Genomic DNA, 15,649 nt, shown 5'->3' with positions numbered 1-15,649 from the left:
CTGTCTGGTGTCCCGCGCGGCCGCCTGCCAGCGTGACCGGGTGACCACCATCGAGGACCAGCGACCCCCCACTCCCGAGGACCAGCGACCCCGCGCCGCGCCGACCGGGACGGCGCCCCGGGCCCGGCGCTGGCGCGAGCGGGCGGGCCGCGCCATGCGCACGTTCCAGCGTCTCGCCTGCGCCGCCGTCCTGGTCGGCGCGGCCGTGACGGCCTTCGCGCCGTGGGGATCGGACCCCTGGTTCGCCGGCTGGGTCGGCGCGAGCATCGCCGCGGGGCTCGCGGCGCTGGCCGCCCCGGTGCGCGTGGTCCTGAGCCAGGGCCGGCAACTCGGCGCTGCGGCCGGCGCCCTGTTCAACACCGCCCTGTCGACAGTGCTGCTCTGCCTCTTCGCGGGCCTCTTCGCGTTCGCTCTCAGTGGCTTGTTCCACGAGCAGGACCGCGACCGGCACGCCACGTTGCGGGTGCCGGCCACCGTCACCGACTGCCAGTCCGACAGTGACTCCAGCACCGCGTGCACTTACCACTGGCTGGTGGACGGGCGCGCGTACAGCACCCGGGACGGTGCGGCCGACCAGTGGCCCGACGGGCATCAGGTGAGCGTGCGGATCGATCCCGCGCACCCGGCGCGGGCGGGCGTACTCGGCGGCGACTACTGGGGGTTGTGGATCGGGATCGTCCTGGGCGCGCTAGGCACCCCGATCGCACTGGGTGTCTGGTGGGTCACGGCACAGTACCTGTGCGACTGACGCCGTGCCGCGAGCCCGCCCCGGCGCCCTACGTCAGTCGATGCCGAGTTCGCCCATCCTGCTCCAGCCGTCGGCGCCCTCGATCGTGGTGCTGACGATCTGCGGCGCCCGCTGGACCAGCGGACGGAGGGTCTCCATCGCGGCGCGGAAGTGATCCGAGTTCACATGGGCCTCGCCGGCGCCGTCCTGGAACGCCTCGAGGAGCACGAAGGTGTCGGGCTCCTCCACGCTGCGCGACCACTCGAACCACAGGTTGCCGGGCTCGGCGCGGGTCGCCAGGGTGAACGCCTCGACGTGGGACAGCCAGGAGTCGGTGTACTCGGGCCGGACCGGGAACTTGACGGCAATGAAGATCATTCAGTGAGTCTAGGGCCTCTCTTACGGATCTTGCCGGGCGCACGACGCCGGGCATCCCGGCTGGACGCACCGGCGAATCATCCAAGTACGACCCAGTACGAGGACGCTTCGCCGGCACGCCCAGCCGGGCGCCCACCGCCGCGCGCTGATCCGACAAGATCCGTAAGAGAGGCCCTGGCCGCCGCCCCGGTGCGGCCCGGGACCTGCCGGAACGAGGTCAGCGTCCTGTCGGTACCTCAGGGCACTGCGCCTGCCCGGTCTGCAGCGGTGGATGGGCGTCGGGGGTGGTGAACGTGTAGCCGGCGTCGAGCAGTTGCGGCAGGTAGTCGCTCAGGGCGGTCACCGTCTGGGAGCGGTCGCCGCCGGTGCCGGCGGGCGGATCGTCGTCGCCGCCCTCGGTGCCGTCGTGCTCCAGCACGATGGCCCCGGTGGCGGCCCCGGCGAGGACCCGGCTGGTGATGGCGTCGGACCCGGGGTTGGCCCAGTCCGTCGGGTCCACCGACCAGGAGATCGGGCGCAGGCCGAGGTCGGCGCAGACAGCCAGCGAGGCATCGGCGAACTCGCCGTAGGGGGCGCGGAACAGCACCGGCGTCCGCCCGCTGACCTGGGTGACGGCGTCCTGGGTCCGCTGGATCTGGTCGCGGACATCGTCGTCGGAGAGGTCGCCGAGATGGGGGTGGGACCAGGTGTGGTTTCCGATGGTGTGCCCCTCCGCGACGATCCGGCGCACGACGTCCGGGTACAACTGGATGTTGTCGCCGCACACGAAGAAGGTCGCATGGACACTGTGGTCACGCAGGATGTCCAGCACCTGCGGCGTGTACTGCGGGCTGGGGCCGTCGTCGAAGGTGAGGGCCATCACCATGGGACCGGCGTTGACCTGGGTCTCGGGCGTCGGGACCGACCGGGTGCGCGCGGCGGCCCGCCCCGAGGAAGCACCGAGGCCGAGCAGTGCGGTGGCGCCCGCGGCGAGGAAGCGGCGGCGGGGCAGCGAACGGTGGCTCTGTGGCATCGGACCAGTCTGTGCGGCGGCGGCCCGACCAGGGGTGAGCCGCGCCGGACGCTGCTCCTTGCGGGTCGCCGAGGCGGGTCGGCGAGGCGATGGGGCGGCGCGTCGGCGCGACGCCGGCCCCCTACTGGCGGACCCTCTTGCACCGCGCCGCGGCACCTGGGCCGCGTCCGGTGCACCCGGCTGAACGCGCACTACCGGCCCGCCCACACCTGGGCCCGGCTGGTCCTCGGCGGTGGCGGCGTCGAGGACCAGCTGCTCGACCGGGGGCCCGCGCGGTCGGCTCGGGCAGTTGCTCGGGCAGGTCGAGGTGCTCGGTCCGGACACGCCGCTGGCGCCCCATCAGGCGGTCCAACCACTGCATGAGTTGGTCACCCGGTTCGCGGAGACTGGTGGTAGCGCCGGGACGGGTGGGGGACGCCCCGGAGTTCGGGAGTTTTGGACTCGGAGCTGTCATAGTGTGCCGGTGGCCGATGCAGCTGACATTCCCGGTAGATCCGATCAATCCCCGCCGCACCACGGCACGTTGTCCCTCGTCCAGGGCACCGCGATGTACGTCGGCGCGGTGCTGGGCACCGGCGTGATCGCCCTGCCCGCGATGGCGGCGAAGGTGGCGGGGCCGGCCTCGCTGCTCGCCTGGGCCGCGCTGGTGGTGCTCTCCGCCCCGCTGGCCGCGGCGTTCGCGGCGCTCGGCTCGCGGTATCCGGACGCGGGCGGGGTCTCGTACTACGCCCGGCTGGCCTTCGGTCCCCGGGCCGCCGCCGTCGCGGGCTGGTGCTTCTACTTCGCGGTGCCGCCGGGCTCGGCGGCCGCGGGGCTGTTCGGCGGGGCGTACGTCTCGTCGGCGCTCGGCGGTGGGAAGGCCACGGTCGTGGTGACGGCGGCCGGTCTGATGGCGGTGGTGGGCCTGGCCAACTGGGTCGGACTGAAGGTCTCCGGACGGCTCCAACTCGGCCTCGCGGCCCTACTGGTGACGCTGCTGCTGGCGGCGATCGCGGCCTCCCTGCCGCAGGCGCGGCTGGCCCACCTGCACCCGTTCGCGCCACACGGCTGGTCGGCGATCGGACCGGCTGCCGCGCTGCTGGTGTGGAGCTTCGCGGGGTGGGAGGCGATCACCTACCTGGCCGGTGAGTTCCGCTCCCCGGCCCGGGATCTGCCCAGGGCGACCGGGCTGGCCGTGGCGATCGTCGGTGCGCTCTACCTCGCCCTGGCCTTCGCGGTGATCGTGGTGCTCGGGCCCGGCGCGGCGAACTCCACCGCGCCGCTCGGCGACCTGATGGCCAGCGGCCTGGGCGGCAACGCCCGTCTGCTGGCGGCCGGTTCGGCGCTGCTGCTGACGATGGGGGCGATGAACGCGTACTGGGCCGGCGCGTCCAAGCTCGGTGCGGCGCTGGGTCGGGACGGGCAGCTGCCCGCCGTGCTGGCGCGCGGCAGCATGGCGGGGGAGGTGCCGCGGCGCAGCCTGATGGCGGTGGCCGTGCTCTCGCTGCTGGCGCTGGGCGCGGTGGAAGCAGCCGACGTGGGCCCGGCGCCGCTGGTGCTGCTGACCACCGGGTCCTTCGTCATGGTGTACGCGCTGGGCGTGGGGGCGGCGGTGAAGCTGCTGCCGAAGCGGAGCGCGGCGCGGGCCGCGGCGCTGGTGGCGTTGGTGGCGGTGGCGGTCCTGCTGGTGATGTCGGGGCGCTACATGATCTGGCCGCTGCTGGTGGGCGCCGGGGCGCTGGCGTACGGGAAGTACGGCCCGGGCGCGCCGAAGGTGGCACGGAGCACCGAACCGGCCTGACCTGACCTGACCTGACCGGGGGCGGGTGCTGTTCACCCGCCCCCGCAAGCCACAGCGTGTCAGCGGACGGCGGCCGCCCGGGCCAGGTCGTCCGTCAGGTCGGCGGCCGCCCGGCGCAGTGAGGCGGGCAGCTGGCCGCTGTCCAGCAGCGTCCGCGCCAGCCGCACGGTCGCGGGGCGGGCCGAGTGCCTCGGGTAGAGGGCCTTGACCAGCAGGTCCAGCACCAGGTCGCCCTGCTTCCCGGCCACCGCCGGCAGTTCCTCGAAGAAGCGGACGACGTACGGCGCCGTGAGCTCCTCCTGCTCGGGCTGCCAGAAGCCGTCGGCCAGCGCGAAGACCTCGAAGTTGGAGAGGTCGCCGGGGGAGAGCAGCGCGTTCCAGACGGCCTCCTTCGCGGCCGGATCGGGCAGCGCGGAGCGGCACTTGAGGGCGCCGAGCGCACTGTCCGAGCCGGGCTCGGCCTGCTGCGCCGCCTCGATCTCCGCCGCGCCCAGTCCGCCCAGCGCGGTGAGCCGCAACCGGATCCGCCAGGCCAGGTCGGTGTCCAGGGTGAGCCCGGCCGGGAGTTCCACCGGGCCCAGCCAGGAGGCGAGTTCCGCCGCATCCGGGGTGAAGTCGATCAGGCCGCGGAAGAGGGTGAGGCCCTCCTCGGCCTCGGGCCCGGTGCCCGCGAGGCGGCTGCGCAGCGCGTCGGCGATCTTCGCCACCGCCGCCGGACGCTCGGCGGGGTCCAGCAGGGTGTCCGCCACCTGGAACCGTGCCTGTTCCAACACCTCGGTGATGATGGCCAGTTCCGGTTCCACCCGGACCATGTCGGCGACCAGCGCGAGGTGCGCGGCGGCGGGGTAGGCGCCGTCCTTGACCGCGAGCAGCAGCTGGCACCAGAGCATCGCGCGGTTGATCGGTGCGAGGTGGGCCAGCAGGCCGGGCAGCGCCTGCTGGGAGCGCTCGTCCAGGCGGATCTTGGCGTACGTCAGGTCGCCGTCGTTGAGCAGCAGGAAGGCGGGCTCGGGCCGGCCGACCAGTTCGGGAACGAGGGTGTGGGAGCCGTCGGCCACCGCGCGGACCAGCGCGGTGCGGGTCCCGGTGGCGTCGTACAGGCCGATGTCCAAGGTGTGCCGGCGCAGCACGGGGTGGCTCTGCGGGGCGGACTGGTGGATCGCGGCGGCGGTGATGACGCCGTCGGAGGTCTCCAGTTCCGGCCAGAGGGTGTTCACGTTCGCCGACTTGAGCCAGCTGTCGGACCAGTGGGTGAGGTCCTGCCCGGCGGCCTCGCTCAGCGCGTCCAGGAAGTTCTTGTAGGTGGCGGTGCGGTGGGCGTGCCGTTCGAAGAAGAGGCGCAGCCCGGCGCGCAGCGCGTCGTCGCCGATCGCGGCGGAGAGCTGGCGCAGCGCCGCGTGTCCCTTGAAGTAGGAGATCCGGTCCAGGTCGAGCAGGGCGGCGGCGACGGACTCGCCCGCCACACTGACCGGGTGGGTCGACGGGCGCTGGTCGGCGTCGTACGCCTGGCCCTTGCGGCGGGCCGCGAAGGTGGTCGGCGGGCCGGTGAACCGGGTGACCTCGGAGGGGATGCGGTGCGCGAGGTAGTCGGCGAACGCCTGGCCGAGCCAGAGTTCGTCCCACCAGGCGTTGGTGACCAGGCCGGCCATCCACATCAGCGAGATGCCGTGGGCGAGGATGACCGCCCTGGTCTCCCGCTCGCTGTCGGGCGCCGCCGAGTTGAAGAGCCACTGCTCGCGGAGCAGCACCAGTCCGGGGTGGTCCAGCGAGATGACGCTGAACTCCGGAACGAACATCTGGTCGAACTTCGGCAGCGGGTAGCGGACCCCGAACAGCCGGTGGCTCTCGTCGAGGCATCGCCGTGTCACGTCGAAGAGTTCAGCCACATCGGCCTTCATCGCCTCGGCCAGCGAGGCTCGGCAGTGCAGTCCGAGCCGGATACCGTCGTGGTCGCTGGTGAACGAGGCGTACGGGCCGGCGGCGATGGTGGTGAGGTACGTGGCCTGGGGGGCGGTCGGGCCGATCTCCCACTGGCCGGGAGCGGTCTGCGTCGCCTCGGCGGTGGACAGGACGCGCCAGTGCGCCGGCGTGGCGACGGTGAACGCGAAGGGGGCCTTCAAGTCCGGCTGGTCGAAACAGGCGAAGATCCGCGGCGCCTGGTCCGCGTAGGGGAAGCCGTAGACGTAGACCTGCCCGTCCGCCGGGTCGGTGAACCGGTGCAGGCCCTCGTTGCTGCGGGAGTACGGCATGTCCGCCACGACGGTCAGCTCGTTCTCGCCGGCCAGCTCGGTGAGGGGGAAGCGCCCGTCGCTCAGCCGGGCCGGGTCCAGCGGCCTGCCGTTCAGGGTGACCTCGTGCAGGACCGCGGGCCGGAGCTCGAAGAACGTCTGTGCCGCCGGCTGTGCGGCGGTGAAGTGCATGGTGGTGGTGGAACGGAATATCTCGTCCGTCCCGGTGAGGTCGAGATTCACCTGATAGCCGTTGACCGAGATGACGGAAGCCCGCTGGGAGGCTTCCGCCTTGGTGAGGCTGGACATTCTGCTTTCCCCTTTCCAGAAGTATTCGGGGAATCCGGAATACCCGGAGACGTCCGGTGGCCTGCGGTTCGCCTATCCGGACCCGGTCCCGGCCCCGGGAGAGCCGACAGAGGGACATGATGCCTGTCGGAGCGAGTCGTCGACAGGGTCCGGGTGGGGAAAACCTGACGCCCGCGCCTGTGGTGGCGGCTCCATGTACGCGGACACCGGTTTGAGTAGCAGTCAGATGCGCCGGAGTGCATGGCTATCCGCTGTTCAACTGTCGAGAACCTCCGGTTGAACGGGCCTGGGAGTGGCCTGCGGGAGGCCGACGGGAGGCCGGCGGCGCTCGCGGCGCGGGTGGCACCTCGACAGTCCGTCAGGACGACTTGTAGGTTGTGCCATCGCGCTCACTGAGACTCCAAAGGGGCGACTCGGCCCGTGCCACGGACGGGCCGAGCATGGAGATCAGGGAAGGAATCCGGAATTATGGTCACCGGCAGTGACGAAGCGACAGAGCGGCCACTTCTCCTCCTGGTCGCATCAGGTCTGCGTCCGTACCGCGAGTATCTCTTGAGGTCGATCGCCACTCGCTTTACGGTTCACCTTTTCCACACCGTCGAACCGTCCTGGGAGAAGGCCTATCTGGACGGCTGGACGGTGCTCCCCGACACCTGTGACGGGCCGGCGATGGCCAAGGCGGCGCTGGAACTGCACGCCGCCACCCCGGTGGCCGGCGTGCTCTGCTGGGACGAGGTCCGCATCCACGCCACCGCGTACATCGCCGAGGCGCTCGGGCTGCCCAACGGGGACCCGGCGGTGATCTGGCGGCTGCGCGACAAGGGGCAGACCCGTGCGGCGCTCGCCGCGGCCGGCGTGCCGCAGCCCGCCTCGATACCCGTCGCCACCGCGCAGGAGGCCCTGGCGGCCGCTGAGTCGCTCGGCTACCCCGTCGTGCTCAAGCCCCGCGGTTTCGGCGCCAGCCTCGGCGTGATCCGGGTCGAGGACGCCGCCGCGCTGAGCGCGGGCTTCGCCTTCACCAGCTCGATCGTCATCCCGGAGCCGGTCCTCTTCAACTCCGCGGAGCCGTACCTGGTCGAGGAGTGCGTCACGGGCGAGGAGATCAGCGTGGACGCGGTGATCCGCAACGGCGTGGTGACCCCGCTGTTCGTCGGCCGCAAGGTGGTCGGCTACCCGCCGTACGCCGAGGAGATCGGCCACTTCGTCGACGCCGACGACCCGTTGCTCACCGACCCGGCGCTGGTCGCCGCGCTGACGGGCGCGCACGCCGCGCTCGGCGTCGAAAACGCCTGGACCCACACGGAGTTCATGCTGACGGCCGACGGCCCCAAGCTGATCGAGGTCAACGGGCGGCTCGGCGGGGACCTCATCCCCTACCTGGGCCTGCTGGCCACCGGGATCGACCCGGGGCTCGCCGCCGCCTCGGTGGCCTGCGGGCTGGCGCCCGACCTGGCGCAGCTGCGTCACCAGGTCACCGGGGTCCGCTTCTTCTACGTCGCCGAGGAGGACACCACCCTCGGCTCCGTCGCCTTCGAAGGCGAACTGCCCGCCGCCGTCGACCAGTCGGTGGTGGTGGCCGCACCCGGCGCCGTCGTCTCGCCGCCGCCCAGGGGCACCGTCTGGGGCCGGATCGCCTTCGCGACCGTGGCCGGCGACTCGGTGGACTCCTGCCGGCAGGCGCTGGACGAGGCCGGCGCCGCGCTGGTCGTCGTCTCGGTCTGAACAACTCCGTCCCGCCGTATGCCGTCCGACCGACGTCTGCCATCCGACTGAAAGACAGCCATAGCAAATGACCGAGAACGAGCAGCAGCCCTCCTCCCAAGGCCCGGGGGCCTGGGTCACGTTCAAGGAATCGCACCTCGCGGTCAAGGCGATCCTGGCCGGTGTCATCGTCAACCGCCTCGGCGCCTTCCTCACCATCTTCCTCGTGCTCTACCTGATCGCGAAGGGCTACTCGACCGCCGAGGCCTCGCTGGCCCTGGGGGCCTACGGCGCCGGCGGCATGGTGGGCGTACTGATCGGCGGTGCGCTCGCCAGCAGGCTCGGCGCGCGCAACGCCACCGTGCTGAGCATGGCCAGCTCGGCGCTGTTGCTGACCACCATCGTGTACGTGCCGAGCTACCCGGCGAAGGTGCTCGCCGTCTTCCTGGTGGGCCTGCTCGGCCTGATGTACCGGCCGGCCTCGGCCTCGCTGCTCTCCGAACTCACCCCGGACACCCGGCAGGTGATGATTTTCGCGATCTACCGCTGGGGTCTGAACCTGGGCACGATGGCCTCGCCGCTGCTCGGGTACGCCCTGTTCAACCTGCGCCACAAGAGCTACACCGTGCTCTTCTGGGGCGAGGCGCTGGTCGCGGTGGTCTACGCGCTGATCGCCTTCTTCCTGATCCCCGCGAAGCACGACGAGGCCGACGTCGCCGCGTCGGCCAAGGCCGACACCACCGAGCCGGCGGCGGAGCCCGTCGTCGAGCAGCCCGCCGCGGAGTCCGCTGAGCCCGGGGAGAGCGGCTACCGCGCGGTGCTGCGGGACCGCCGGTACCTGTTCTTCCTGATCGGCATGCTGTTCAACACGATCGTCTACGTGCAGTACACCAGCACGCTGCCGCTGGACGTCGCCAAGGAGCACGTGAACGTGCTCTGGTACACGCTGGCCGTGGCGCTCAACGGCTTCATGGTCATCGTCTTCGAGCTGCCGCTGACCAAGTTCACCCAGAAGTGGCCGCTGCGGCTGAGCGTCGTGCTCTCCTGGGCGCTGGTCGGCCTCGGTGAGATGTTCTACGGCTTCCCGCTGGGCGGGGCGGTCATCCTGATCGGCACCTTCATCTGGAGCGCCGCCGAGATCATGGGCGGCCCGGCGGTCTTCTCCTTCCCGGCCATCGCAGGGCCGGCCCGCCTCAAGCCGGTGTACATCAGCAGCTTCCAGTTCACCTTCAACCTCGGCACCGCGATCGGCCCGGTCATCGGCGGCGAGCTCTTCCTGGGCCTGGGCCGGGCGGTCTGGCCGACGCTCGGCCTGCTCGCCGCCGTGGCCTGCGTGCTCGGGTTGTTCGCCTTCCCGGGCGCCGACAAGGGTGCCAAGGACGGGAGTCCGGAGCCGGAGCCGGTCACCGAGTCCGTCTGAGCCCGGTGCGGGCCGGTCGTCACGGACGGCCGGCCCGCACCGCCAACCTCAACCGGTCGAGCGCGCCGGGCAGCGAGTTCTGCCGGCGTTCGACCGGTGAGAGTGTGCAGTTGAACGCCAGGGCCGGACCGCGGGTGGCGGCGGCCGGCGAGCTGAAGTGTGAACTCCGCGACGTTCCAAAGCAGTCACGCATGCGCGCAGCCACGCATGCGCGCACGGCAGATCGGAGAGGGGAGATCGTGATCATCAGACTTGACCACGTGGGCGTGGCGACCGGCGACCCCCAGGGTGTGGGCGACCTGTTGGCCACCCTGGGCCTGGCCGCCGGGGATCGCGGGAACGCCGAGACGTACGGCGTCAGTTGTGAGTTCTGGCAGGCCGAGAAGGGCGGCGGCGCCATCGAACTGGTCGCGCCGTTGAACGACGAGGCGGCGGTCAGTCGCCGGCTGGCCGAACACGGACCGGGCCTCTACCACATCGCCTTCGAAGTGGACGATGTGGCAGCGGAGTTGGCGCGGCTGCGCGGGCTCGGCCTGGTCGCGCTGGACAGCGAGCCGCAGCCGGGGGCGCGTCCCGGCATGTGGGTGGCCTTCGTCTACGCCAAGCGCCCGGCGGGGCTGCTGATCGAGCTGGTCGAGTACCGGCGCACCGATGCGGGCCCCACTGGGACGCCCGCCGACGCCCACCTCGGCACCGCGGCCGGCGCGCCGTGAGAACCGCCATCGTCGGCGGCGGCCTGGCCGGCGCCGTGCTCGCCTGGCGACTCACCGAACTCGGCCTGACACCAACGGTATTCATCAGTGAGCAGGGCCGCTCGGCGGATGCCACCCAGGCCTCCGGCGGGTTGCTGCGCGGCTTCGAGACCGACCCGGCGGCGGCCCGCGCGGCCGCCGAGAGCCTGGCCGAACTGCGGGGCTCGCCCCTGCTGCGGGGCTGGGCCGGCTACCGCGAGCTCGACTCCACCATGGTCCTCCCGCCGGACACCGACCGGTCGGCGGTCACCGCCGTGCTGCGGCTGCTCGACGAGCTGCTGCCGGGCTCCGCCGAACTGCGCGAACTCCCCGACCTGAAGGCCTTCCTGGGACTCCCGCCCGGCGCCGTCGCGGTGGTCGAACAGCAGGCGGGCTACCTCTCCCCGGCGGCACTGCGGGACGCCCTGCTGGAGCAGGCGGTCCGCGCGGGCGCGGTGCTCCGCCCCGAGCCGGTGGTCCGGGTGCTGCCCGAGGGCACCGTGCGGACGGCCGCCGGCACCGGACTCGACTGCGACACGGTGGTGCTCGCCACCGGGCCCTGGACGCCGGCACTGCTCGCCGCCTGGGGCTTTCCGGGCGGGGGGTTGAGAGTCAAACAGATCCAGTACACGCTGGGCCGGGGTGCGCCGCCCGGCCTGGGTGCCTTCGTCGACGAGACCTCCGGTCTCTACGGACGCCCGGCCGGCCCGGGCCGCTTCCTGTTGGGCCTGCCCACCGACCGCTGGGGGGTCGATCCGGCGGCGCTGCGGACCGACACCGAGCTGGCCCAGCGGGTCGCCGGGTGCGCCGAGGCGCGGCTGGGCCTGGACTCCTGGCCAGGGCCGGACGCCGTCACGGTGGCCGCCGCCGACTGCTACGCACCGTCCGGCGGGCTGCGGTTGCGCGCCTGCCTGCCGGGCTCGCCGGTGCTCACGTTCACCGGCGGGACCGGTGGCGCGGCCAAGTACGCGCTCGGGGCGGGCCGTTCGGCCGCCGCCGCGCTGATCTCCGGTGAAATTCTCACCGAAATGGGCAGTTGAACGCTTGCCGGGAGAATAGCCGGCTGGCAGCATCGGATTCATTCCCGAGCCGCCGAGCTCCCGGACTCCCGGACCCCCACGTTCCCGGATTCCCGAGCCCCGGACTCTCCAGTTCCCGAACTCCTGGACAGCCGGACTCCCGGTTCCCGAGTTCTTGATTTCCAGCCTGCTGAGCTCCAGTCTTCTCGAGCTCCAGAGATCGTGATTTTCCAGAGTTTCAGAGTTCCTGTGTTCACTGATAGGGGATGGCATTGGACGGACAGGAAGTCGAACTGCTCGCCATCGGGGCCGGCCCGGCGAATCTCGCGCTGGCCATCGCTCTGGAGGAATTGGCGCCCGGCGAGGTGGCCGGAAACACCCTCCTGGTGGAGCAGCATGATTCCGTGGTCTGGCAGCGCGGCATGCTGCTGCCCTGGACGCAGAGTCAGGTCTCCTTTCTCAAGGACCTGGTGACGCTGCGGAATCCGCGTAGCAAGTTCTCGTTCATCAACTACCTGCACTCGGTCGGCCGGCTCGACGAGTTCATCAACCTCGGTACCTTCACGCCGTACCGCCAGGAGATCTCCGGGTACCTGCAGTGGGTGGCCGACGAGCTGAGCGAGGTGCGGGTCGCCTACGGCAGGAGGTGCGAGGGCATCGTCCCGAGGCGCGGTGCCGGCGGAAAGGTGACGGGCTGGCTGGCCCGCTTCTCCGACGGCTCCGAGGTGGCCGCCCGGGACCTGGTGATCGGCGCCGGGCGGGACGCCCGGATCCCCGCCGAGTTCGCCGGGCTGCCGCCCGAGCGGGTCATCCACAGCGCGGAGTACTCCGCGCGGATCGCCGGCCTGGACCCGGCGGGGCTGAAGCGGATCACCGTGATCGGCGGGGCGCAGAGCGCCGCCGAGTTGCTCTGGGCGGTGCACCAGGGATTCCCGGGGGCGGAGACCACGCTGGTGATGCGCTCGATCGGGTTGAAGAACTACGAGTCGAGCAAGTTCACCAACGAGATCTACTACACCTCGTTCATCGACGAGTTCCATTCGGCGCCCCCGGAGGCCCGCGAGCAGCTGCTCCGGGAGATGCATCTGAGCAATTACGCGGGACTTGCGCCGGCCATGCTGGACACGCTCTACCGTCAGCGGTATCTGGAGCGCCTGGGCGGAGCCGAGCGGCTGAAGATCGTGACGATGACCGAGATCACCGCGACCCGCATGGAGGGTTCGGAGATCGTCCTGTCGATGCGCGATCGGAAGACCGGGAAGATCAGCGAATCGCGCTGTGACCTGGTGCTGCTCGGCACCGGATTCGAGGGGGCGATGCCGAGGCTCGTCCAGGAGTTGGCCGACGAACTCGGCCTTGCCGAGATCACCGTCGACCGCCATTACCGGCTGGATGTTCCGCAGGTCACCGACGGTGCCTCGTGCTACCTGCAGGGCGTGAACGAGGCCACCCACGGCATTTCGGACTCGTTGCTCAGCGTGCTGGCCGGCCGCTCCAGCGAGATCGTCTCCGATCTGCTGCTGCACCGCGGGCAGGACGGCCGGCAGACCCGTCTGCTGGCCGACGTCGCCTGACCTCCACCCGACACGGTCTGACGAACCGTCAGCTCACGGCGGTTCACACTCTCCACCAGCACGCTTCGAGGAGGATCAGCATGGCGCATGAAGTCCGTTCGCTGGACCGGGCAGGCCTGAAGCTCGACAACCAACTGCGCGCCCAGCGGCTGGTGCCCTGGCCGCTGCTGAACGCCCCGTTCGAGGGCTCCTGGTGCGTGGTCGCACCCGGGAACGAGTCGGGCGAGCACGGGCACCACGAGTACGAGATCTGGATCGCGCTGTCCGGCGCCGCGGAGATCCGCACCGAGGGCAGGAAGGTGCCGTTCGTCGCGGGTGACGTCATCCACTTCGAGCCGCAGACCGTGCACCAGGTGGTCAACGGCTCGGACACCGACTTCGAGTTCTACGCGATCTGGTGGGACGCCGACCTGGCGGGCGGCTTCCTGACCCGTCATCAGGCGGGCCCGCACGCGGGGACCGGGCCGGCTGAGGGTGCCGGGGCATGACCGACTCCGACCGGCGGCCGCGGATCCTGATCGCGGCCACCCCGACGCCCAACGGTGACCTGCACGTGGGCCACATGGCCGGTCCGTACCTGGCCGCAGACGTGTACGCCCGGTACCTGCGGGCCACCGGCCTGCCGGTGACGTACACGACGGCGACCGACGACAGCCAGACCTACGTCCTTGCCACGGCCCTGCGCCAGGACACGACGCCGGCCCGGCTGGCGGCGGAGTCCACCGTCGCCATCGAGCGTTCGCTGACGGCGATGGGGATCGAGACGACCGCTCCTGAGGGTCGGGTGCTGCCGCCGGTCGACGCGCGCTACCGGGAGGCGGTGACGGAGTTCGTCACCGCGTTGCACGAGGCCGGCCGGCTGCGCAGGCTGACGGTGCGGTTGCCGTACGCCGAGCGGGCCGGACGCTACCTCTACGACGGTCTGCTGACCGGCAGTTGCCCGTCCTGTGGGGCCGGCAGCAGCGGTGGCGCGTGCGAGGACTGCGGTCACCCGAACAACTTCGACGAGTTGCTCGACGCCCGCTACGCGCTGGATCCGGACGACCCGGTGTCGTTCCGGGAGGAGACCGTCCTGGTGCTGCCGATGGAGGAGTACCGGGCCGAGTTGGAGGCGCACTTCGCCGAGGTGCTGCCGCGCTGGCGTCCGCATCCGGCCCAGCTGATCCGGGACCTGCTGGCCGGCCCGTTGCCGGTCATCCCGGTGACGGTTCCGGGTGGTTGGGGTGTCCCGGCGCCGTTCGCGCCGGCCCCGGGTCAGATCGTCTACCCGTGGGTGGAGGCGATGCCGGCGGCGATGTACGCCACCTGGTGGGCCAATGGCGGGGACCGGCAGCTCCCGTACGACGAGTACTGGAAGGCGTCGAACGGCGCCGAGCTGGTCTACTTCCATGGTTTCGACAACGTCTACCACTGGGGCCTGATCGACCTGGTCCTGCTGCTGGCGCACGGCGAGCGCTACATCCGGCCGAGCGCGAGTGTGGTCAACGAGTTCTACGAGCTGGACCACGCCAAGTTCTCCACCAGCCGCAACCACCTGATCCGCGGCTCCGAGCTGGTGGCCACCACCCCGCGCGATGCCGCCCGGTTCTACCTGGCGCTGACCTTGCCCGAGCGGGAGCGGACCAACTTCGACCGGGCCGACCTGGCCGAGGTCACCGCCCGCCGGCTGACCGGTCCGTGGAACGAGCTGGCAGCCAGGCTGGCAGGCCTGACGGACGCGGCCGGCAGCGGGCCGCAGCAGGTCACGGCGGCGGGCCGGGCGGAGGAGGAGCGGTTCGCGGCACAGCTGCGCGGCTGCTTCGCGTTGTCCGGGTTCAGCCTGGCCCGGGCGGCCGAGCTGATCGCCGAGCGGATCGCCACGCTCGACGAACGTTCCCGCGAGCAGGGGGAGTTGGGTGACCTGCTGCTGGCCGTGAGGTCGCTGCTCGCCTGGGCGGCGCCGATCCTGGTGGACACCGCGAGGCTGGCCGCCGAGGCCGGGGTGGAGCTGTCGCTCGCCCTGGACCCGGTCGACAAGATCGCGCCGTTTCGTCTGCCGCCGCTGCCGTGACCTCGATCTTCCTGCGACCGGAGGCCGCGGCCGCTCACACTCGGGTGAGCCGGGCCGAACGGCTGCTGCTGCCGGCCGCGTTCGTCACCAATCTGGGCAACAACATCCAGCTGATCGCCGCCTCGTTGCTGATCTACCGCAGTACCGGCACGGCGCTGTCGGTGGGCTGGGTGTACATCGTGACGGCGCTTCCGCAGGTGGTGCTCTCGGCGTTGTTCGGGCGGGTGGCGGATCGGTTCGACCGGCGGACCCTGTGCCTGCTGGCCGATGTGGCCAGTGCGCTGGCCGCGCTGACGCTGCCGGTGTGGCTGCTGGCTCATGGATCCGCCCGGATCGGGGCCTACGTCGTCAGCTTCGTGCTGGCCTGTCTGGCGGCGCTCTTCACGCCCGCCAGCCAGGCGCTGGTGAAGGAGCGGATCGCCACCGAGCGGTTGGGGACGTTCAGTTCTCGCTACGAGGTGGCGGTCCAGGCCGGCATGGTGCTCTCGGGGTTGGTCGGCGGGCTGGTCGCCCAGTTCGCCGGGGTGGTACCGCTGTTCTTCTTCAACGCGGTGACCTTCCTGGCCTCCGCGGTGTGCATGCTGCTGATCGGACGCCATCGCCCGGTGGCCCAACCGGCTCTGGCCGAGCGGGAGTCGGAACGGCTCCACGACGGGCCGGTGGTCCGGCTCGGTGCCTTGTACTGCATCGGTAGCGTCATCGTGACCACGGCCAACACGC

The 15,649-nt window shown here is 71.4% G+C and carries 13 protein-coding genes; 10 read left to right on the top strand and 3 right to left on the bottom strand.

The window, feature by feature from the left end; translation table 11 throughout:
- Positions 1 to 40: 40 nt before the first annotated feature.
- Complete coding sequence (locus ABH937_RS33815; protein ID WP_280694244.1) at positions 41 to 748, top strand: DUF3592 domain-containing protein; 708 nt, start codon at positions 41 to 43, stop codon at positions 746 to 748.
- A gap of 33 nt (positions 749 to 781) precedes the next feature.
- Here ABH937_RS33815 and ABH937_RS33810 read toward each other — a convergent pair whose 3' ends face one another.
- Together ABH937_RS33810 and ABH937_RS33805 are read right to left on the bottom strand one after the other, a co-directional pair.
- Positions 782 to 1,105 carry a putative quinol monooxygenase gene (locus ABH937_RS33810; protein WP_280694243.1) on the bottom strand — a complete coding sequence of 108 codons (324 nt, stop codon included), beginning with the start codon at positions 1,103 to 1,105 and terminating at the stop codon, positions 782 to 784.
- Between the two features lie 217 nt (positions 1,106 to 1,322).
- Positions 1,323 to 2,117 carry a polysaccharide deacetylase family protein gene (locus ABH937_RS33805; RefSeq protein ID WP_280694242.1) on the bottom strand — a complete coding sequence of 265 codons (795 nt, stop codon included), beginning with the start codon at positions 2,115 to 2,117 and terminating at the stop codon, positions 1,323 to 1,325.
- Between the two features lie 523 nt (positions 2,118 to 2,640).
- Here ABH937_RS33805 and ABH937_RS33800 point away from each other — a divergent pair.
- The gene (locus ABH937_RS33800; RefSeq protein ID WP_280694241.1) at positions 2,641 to 3,897 is read left to right on the top strand and encodes an APC family permease; all 1,257 of its coding nucleotides are present in this window, start codon (positions 2,641 to 2,643) and stop codon (positions 3,895 to 3,897) included.
- Between the two features lie 59 nt (positions 3,898 to 3,956).
- Here the strand turns inward: ABH937_RS33800 and pepN are convergent, their stop codons facing one another.
- Complete coding sequence (gene pepN / locus ABH937_RS33795) at positions 3,957 to 6,434, bottom strand: aminopeptidase N (RefSeq protein WP_280694240.1); 2,478 nt, start codon at positions 6,432 to 6,434, stop codon at positions 3,957 to 3,959.
- 552 nt (positions 6,435 to 6,986) lie between these two features.
- On the opposite strand from pepN, the gene ABH937_RS33790 reads away from it, so the two are divergent.
- The 8 genes from ABH937_RS33790 to ABH937_RS33755 form a co-directional block, all read left to right on the top strand.
- Complete coding sequence (locus tag ABH937_RS33790) at positions 6,987 to 8,156, top strand: acetyl-CoA carboxylase biotin carboxylase subunit family protein (protein WP_280694239.1); 1,170 nt, start codon at positions 6,987 to 6,989, stop codon at positions 8,154 to 8,156.
- Positions 8,157 to 8,223: 67 nt separating this feature from the next.
- On the top strand, positions 8,224 to 9,555 hold the full coding sequence (locus ABH937_RS33785) for an MFS transporter (RefSeq protein WP_280694238.1): 1,332 nt from the start codon (positions 8,224 to 8,226) through the stop codon (positions 9,553 to 9,555).
- A 239-nt stretch (positions 9,556 to 9,794) separates the two neighbouring features.
- Positions 9,795 to 10,268, top strand: a complete 474-nt coding sequence (locus ABH937_RS33780; protein WP_280694237.1) for a VOC family protein — start codon at positions 9,795 to 9,797, stop codon at positions 10,266 to 10,268.
- Positions 10,265 to 11,326: an FAD-dependent oxidoreductase gene (locus ABH937_RS33775; protein ID WP_280694236.1), complete on the top strand. Its 1,062-nt coding sequence runs from the start codon at positions 10,265 to 10,267 to the stop codon at positions 11,324 to 11,326. Before ABH937_RS33780 ends, ABH937_RS33775 begins: the two co-directional genes overlap by 4 nt.
- A 245-nt stretch (positions 11,327 to 11,571) precedes the next feature.
- Positions 11,572 to 12,879 carry a SidA/IucD/PvdA family monooxygenase gene (locus tag ABH937_RS33770; protein ID WP_348533716.1) on the top strand — a complete coding sequence of 436 codons (1,308 nt, stop codon included), beginning with the start codon at positions 11,572 to 11,574 and terminating at the stop codon, positions 12,877 to 12,879.
- A gap of 80 nt (positions 12,880 to 12,959) precedes the next feature.
- Entirely contained in the window at positions 12,960 to 13,367 is a 408-nt protein-coding gene (locus ABH937_RS33765; protein ID WP_280694235.1) for a cupin domain-containing protein, read from the top strand.
- Positions 13,364 to 14,929, top strand: coding sequence for a class I tRNA ligase family protein (locus tag ABH937_RS33760; RefSeq protein WP_280694234.1), 1,566 nt, complete (start codon positions 13,364 to 13,366; stop codon positions 14,927 to 14,929). Before ABH937_RS33765 ends, ABH937_RS33760 begins: the two co-directional genes overlap by 4 nt.
- Positions 14,926 to 15,649, top strand: a 724-nt coding sequence (locus ABH937_RS33755; protein WP_370220449.1) for an MFS transporter, incomplete at its 3' end; no start/stop codon positions are given. The genes ABH937_RS33760 and ABH937_RS33755, both read left to right, overlap by 4 nt.

This window comes from Kitasatospora sp. GAS1066B (assembly GCF_041262605.1).
Classification (GTDB): domain Bacteria; phylum Actinomycetota; class Actinomycetes; order Streptomycetales; family Streptomycetaceae; genus Kitasatospora.
The sequence above is the reverse complement of the archived record's forward strand: the minus strand, read 5'-3'. Positions and strand labels throughout refer to the sequence as shown.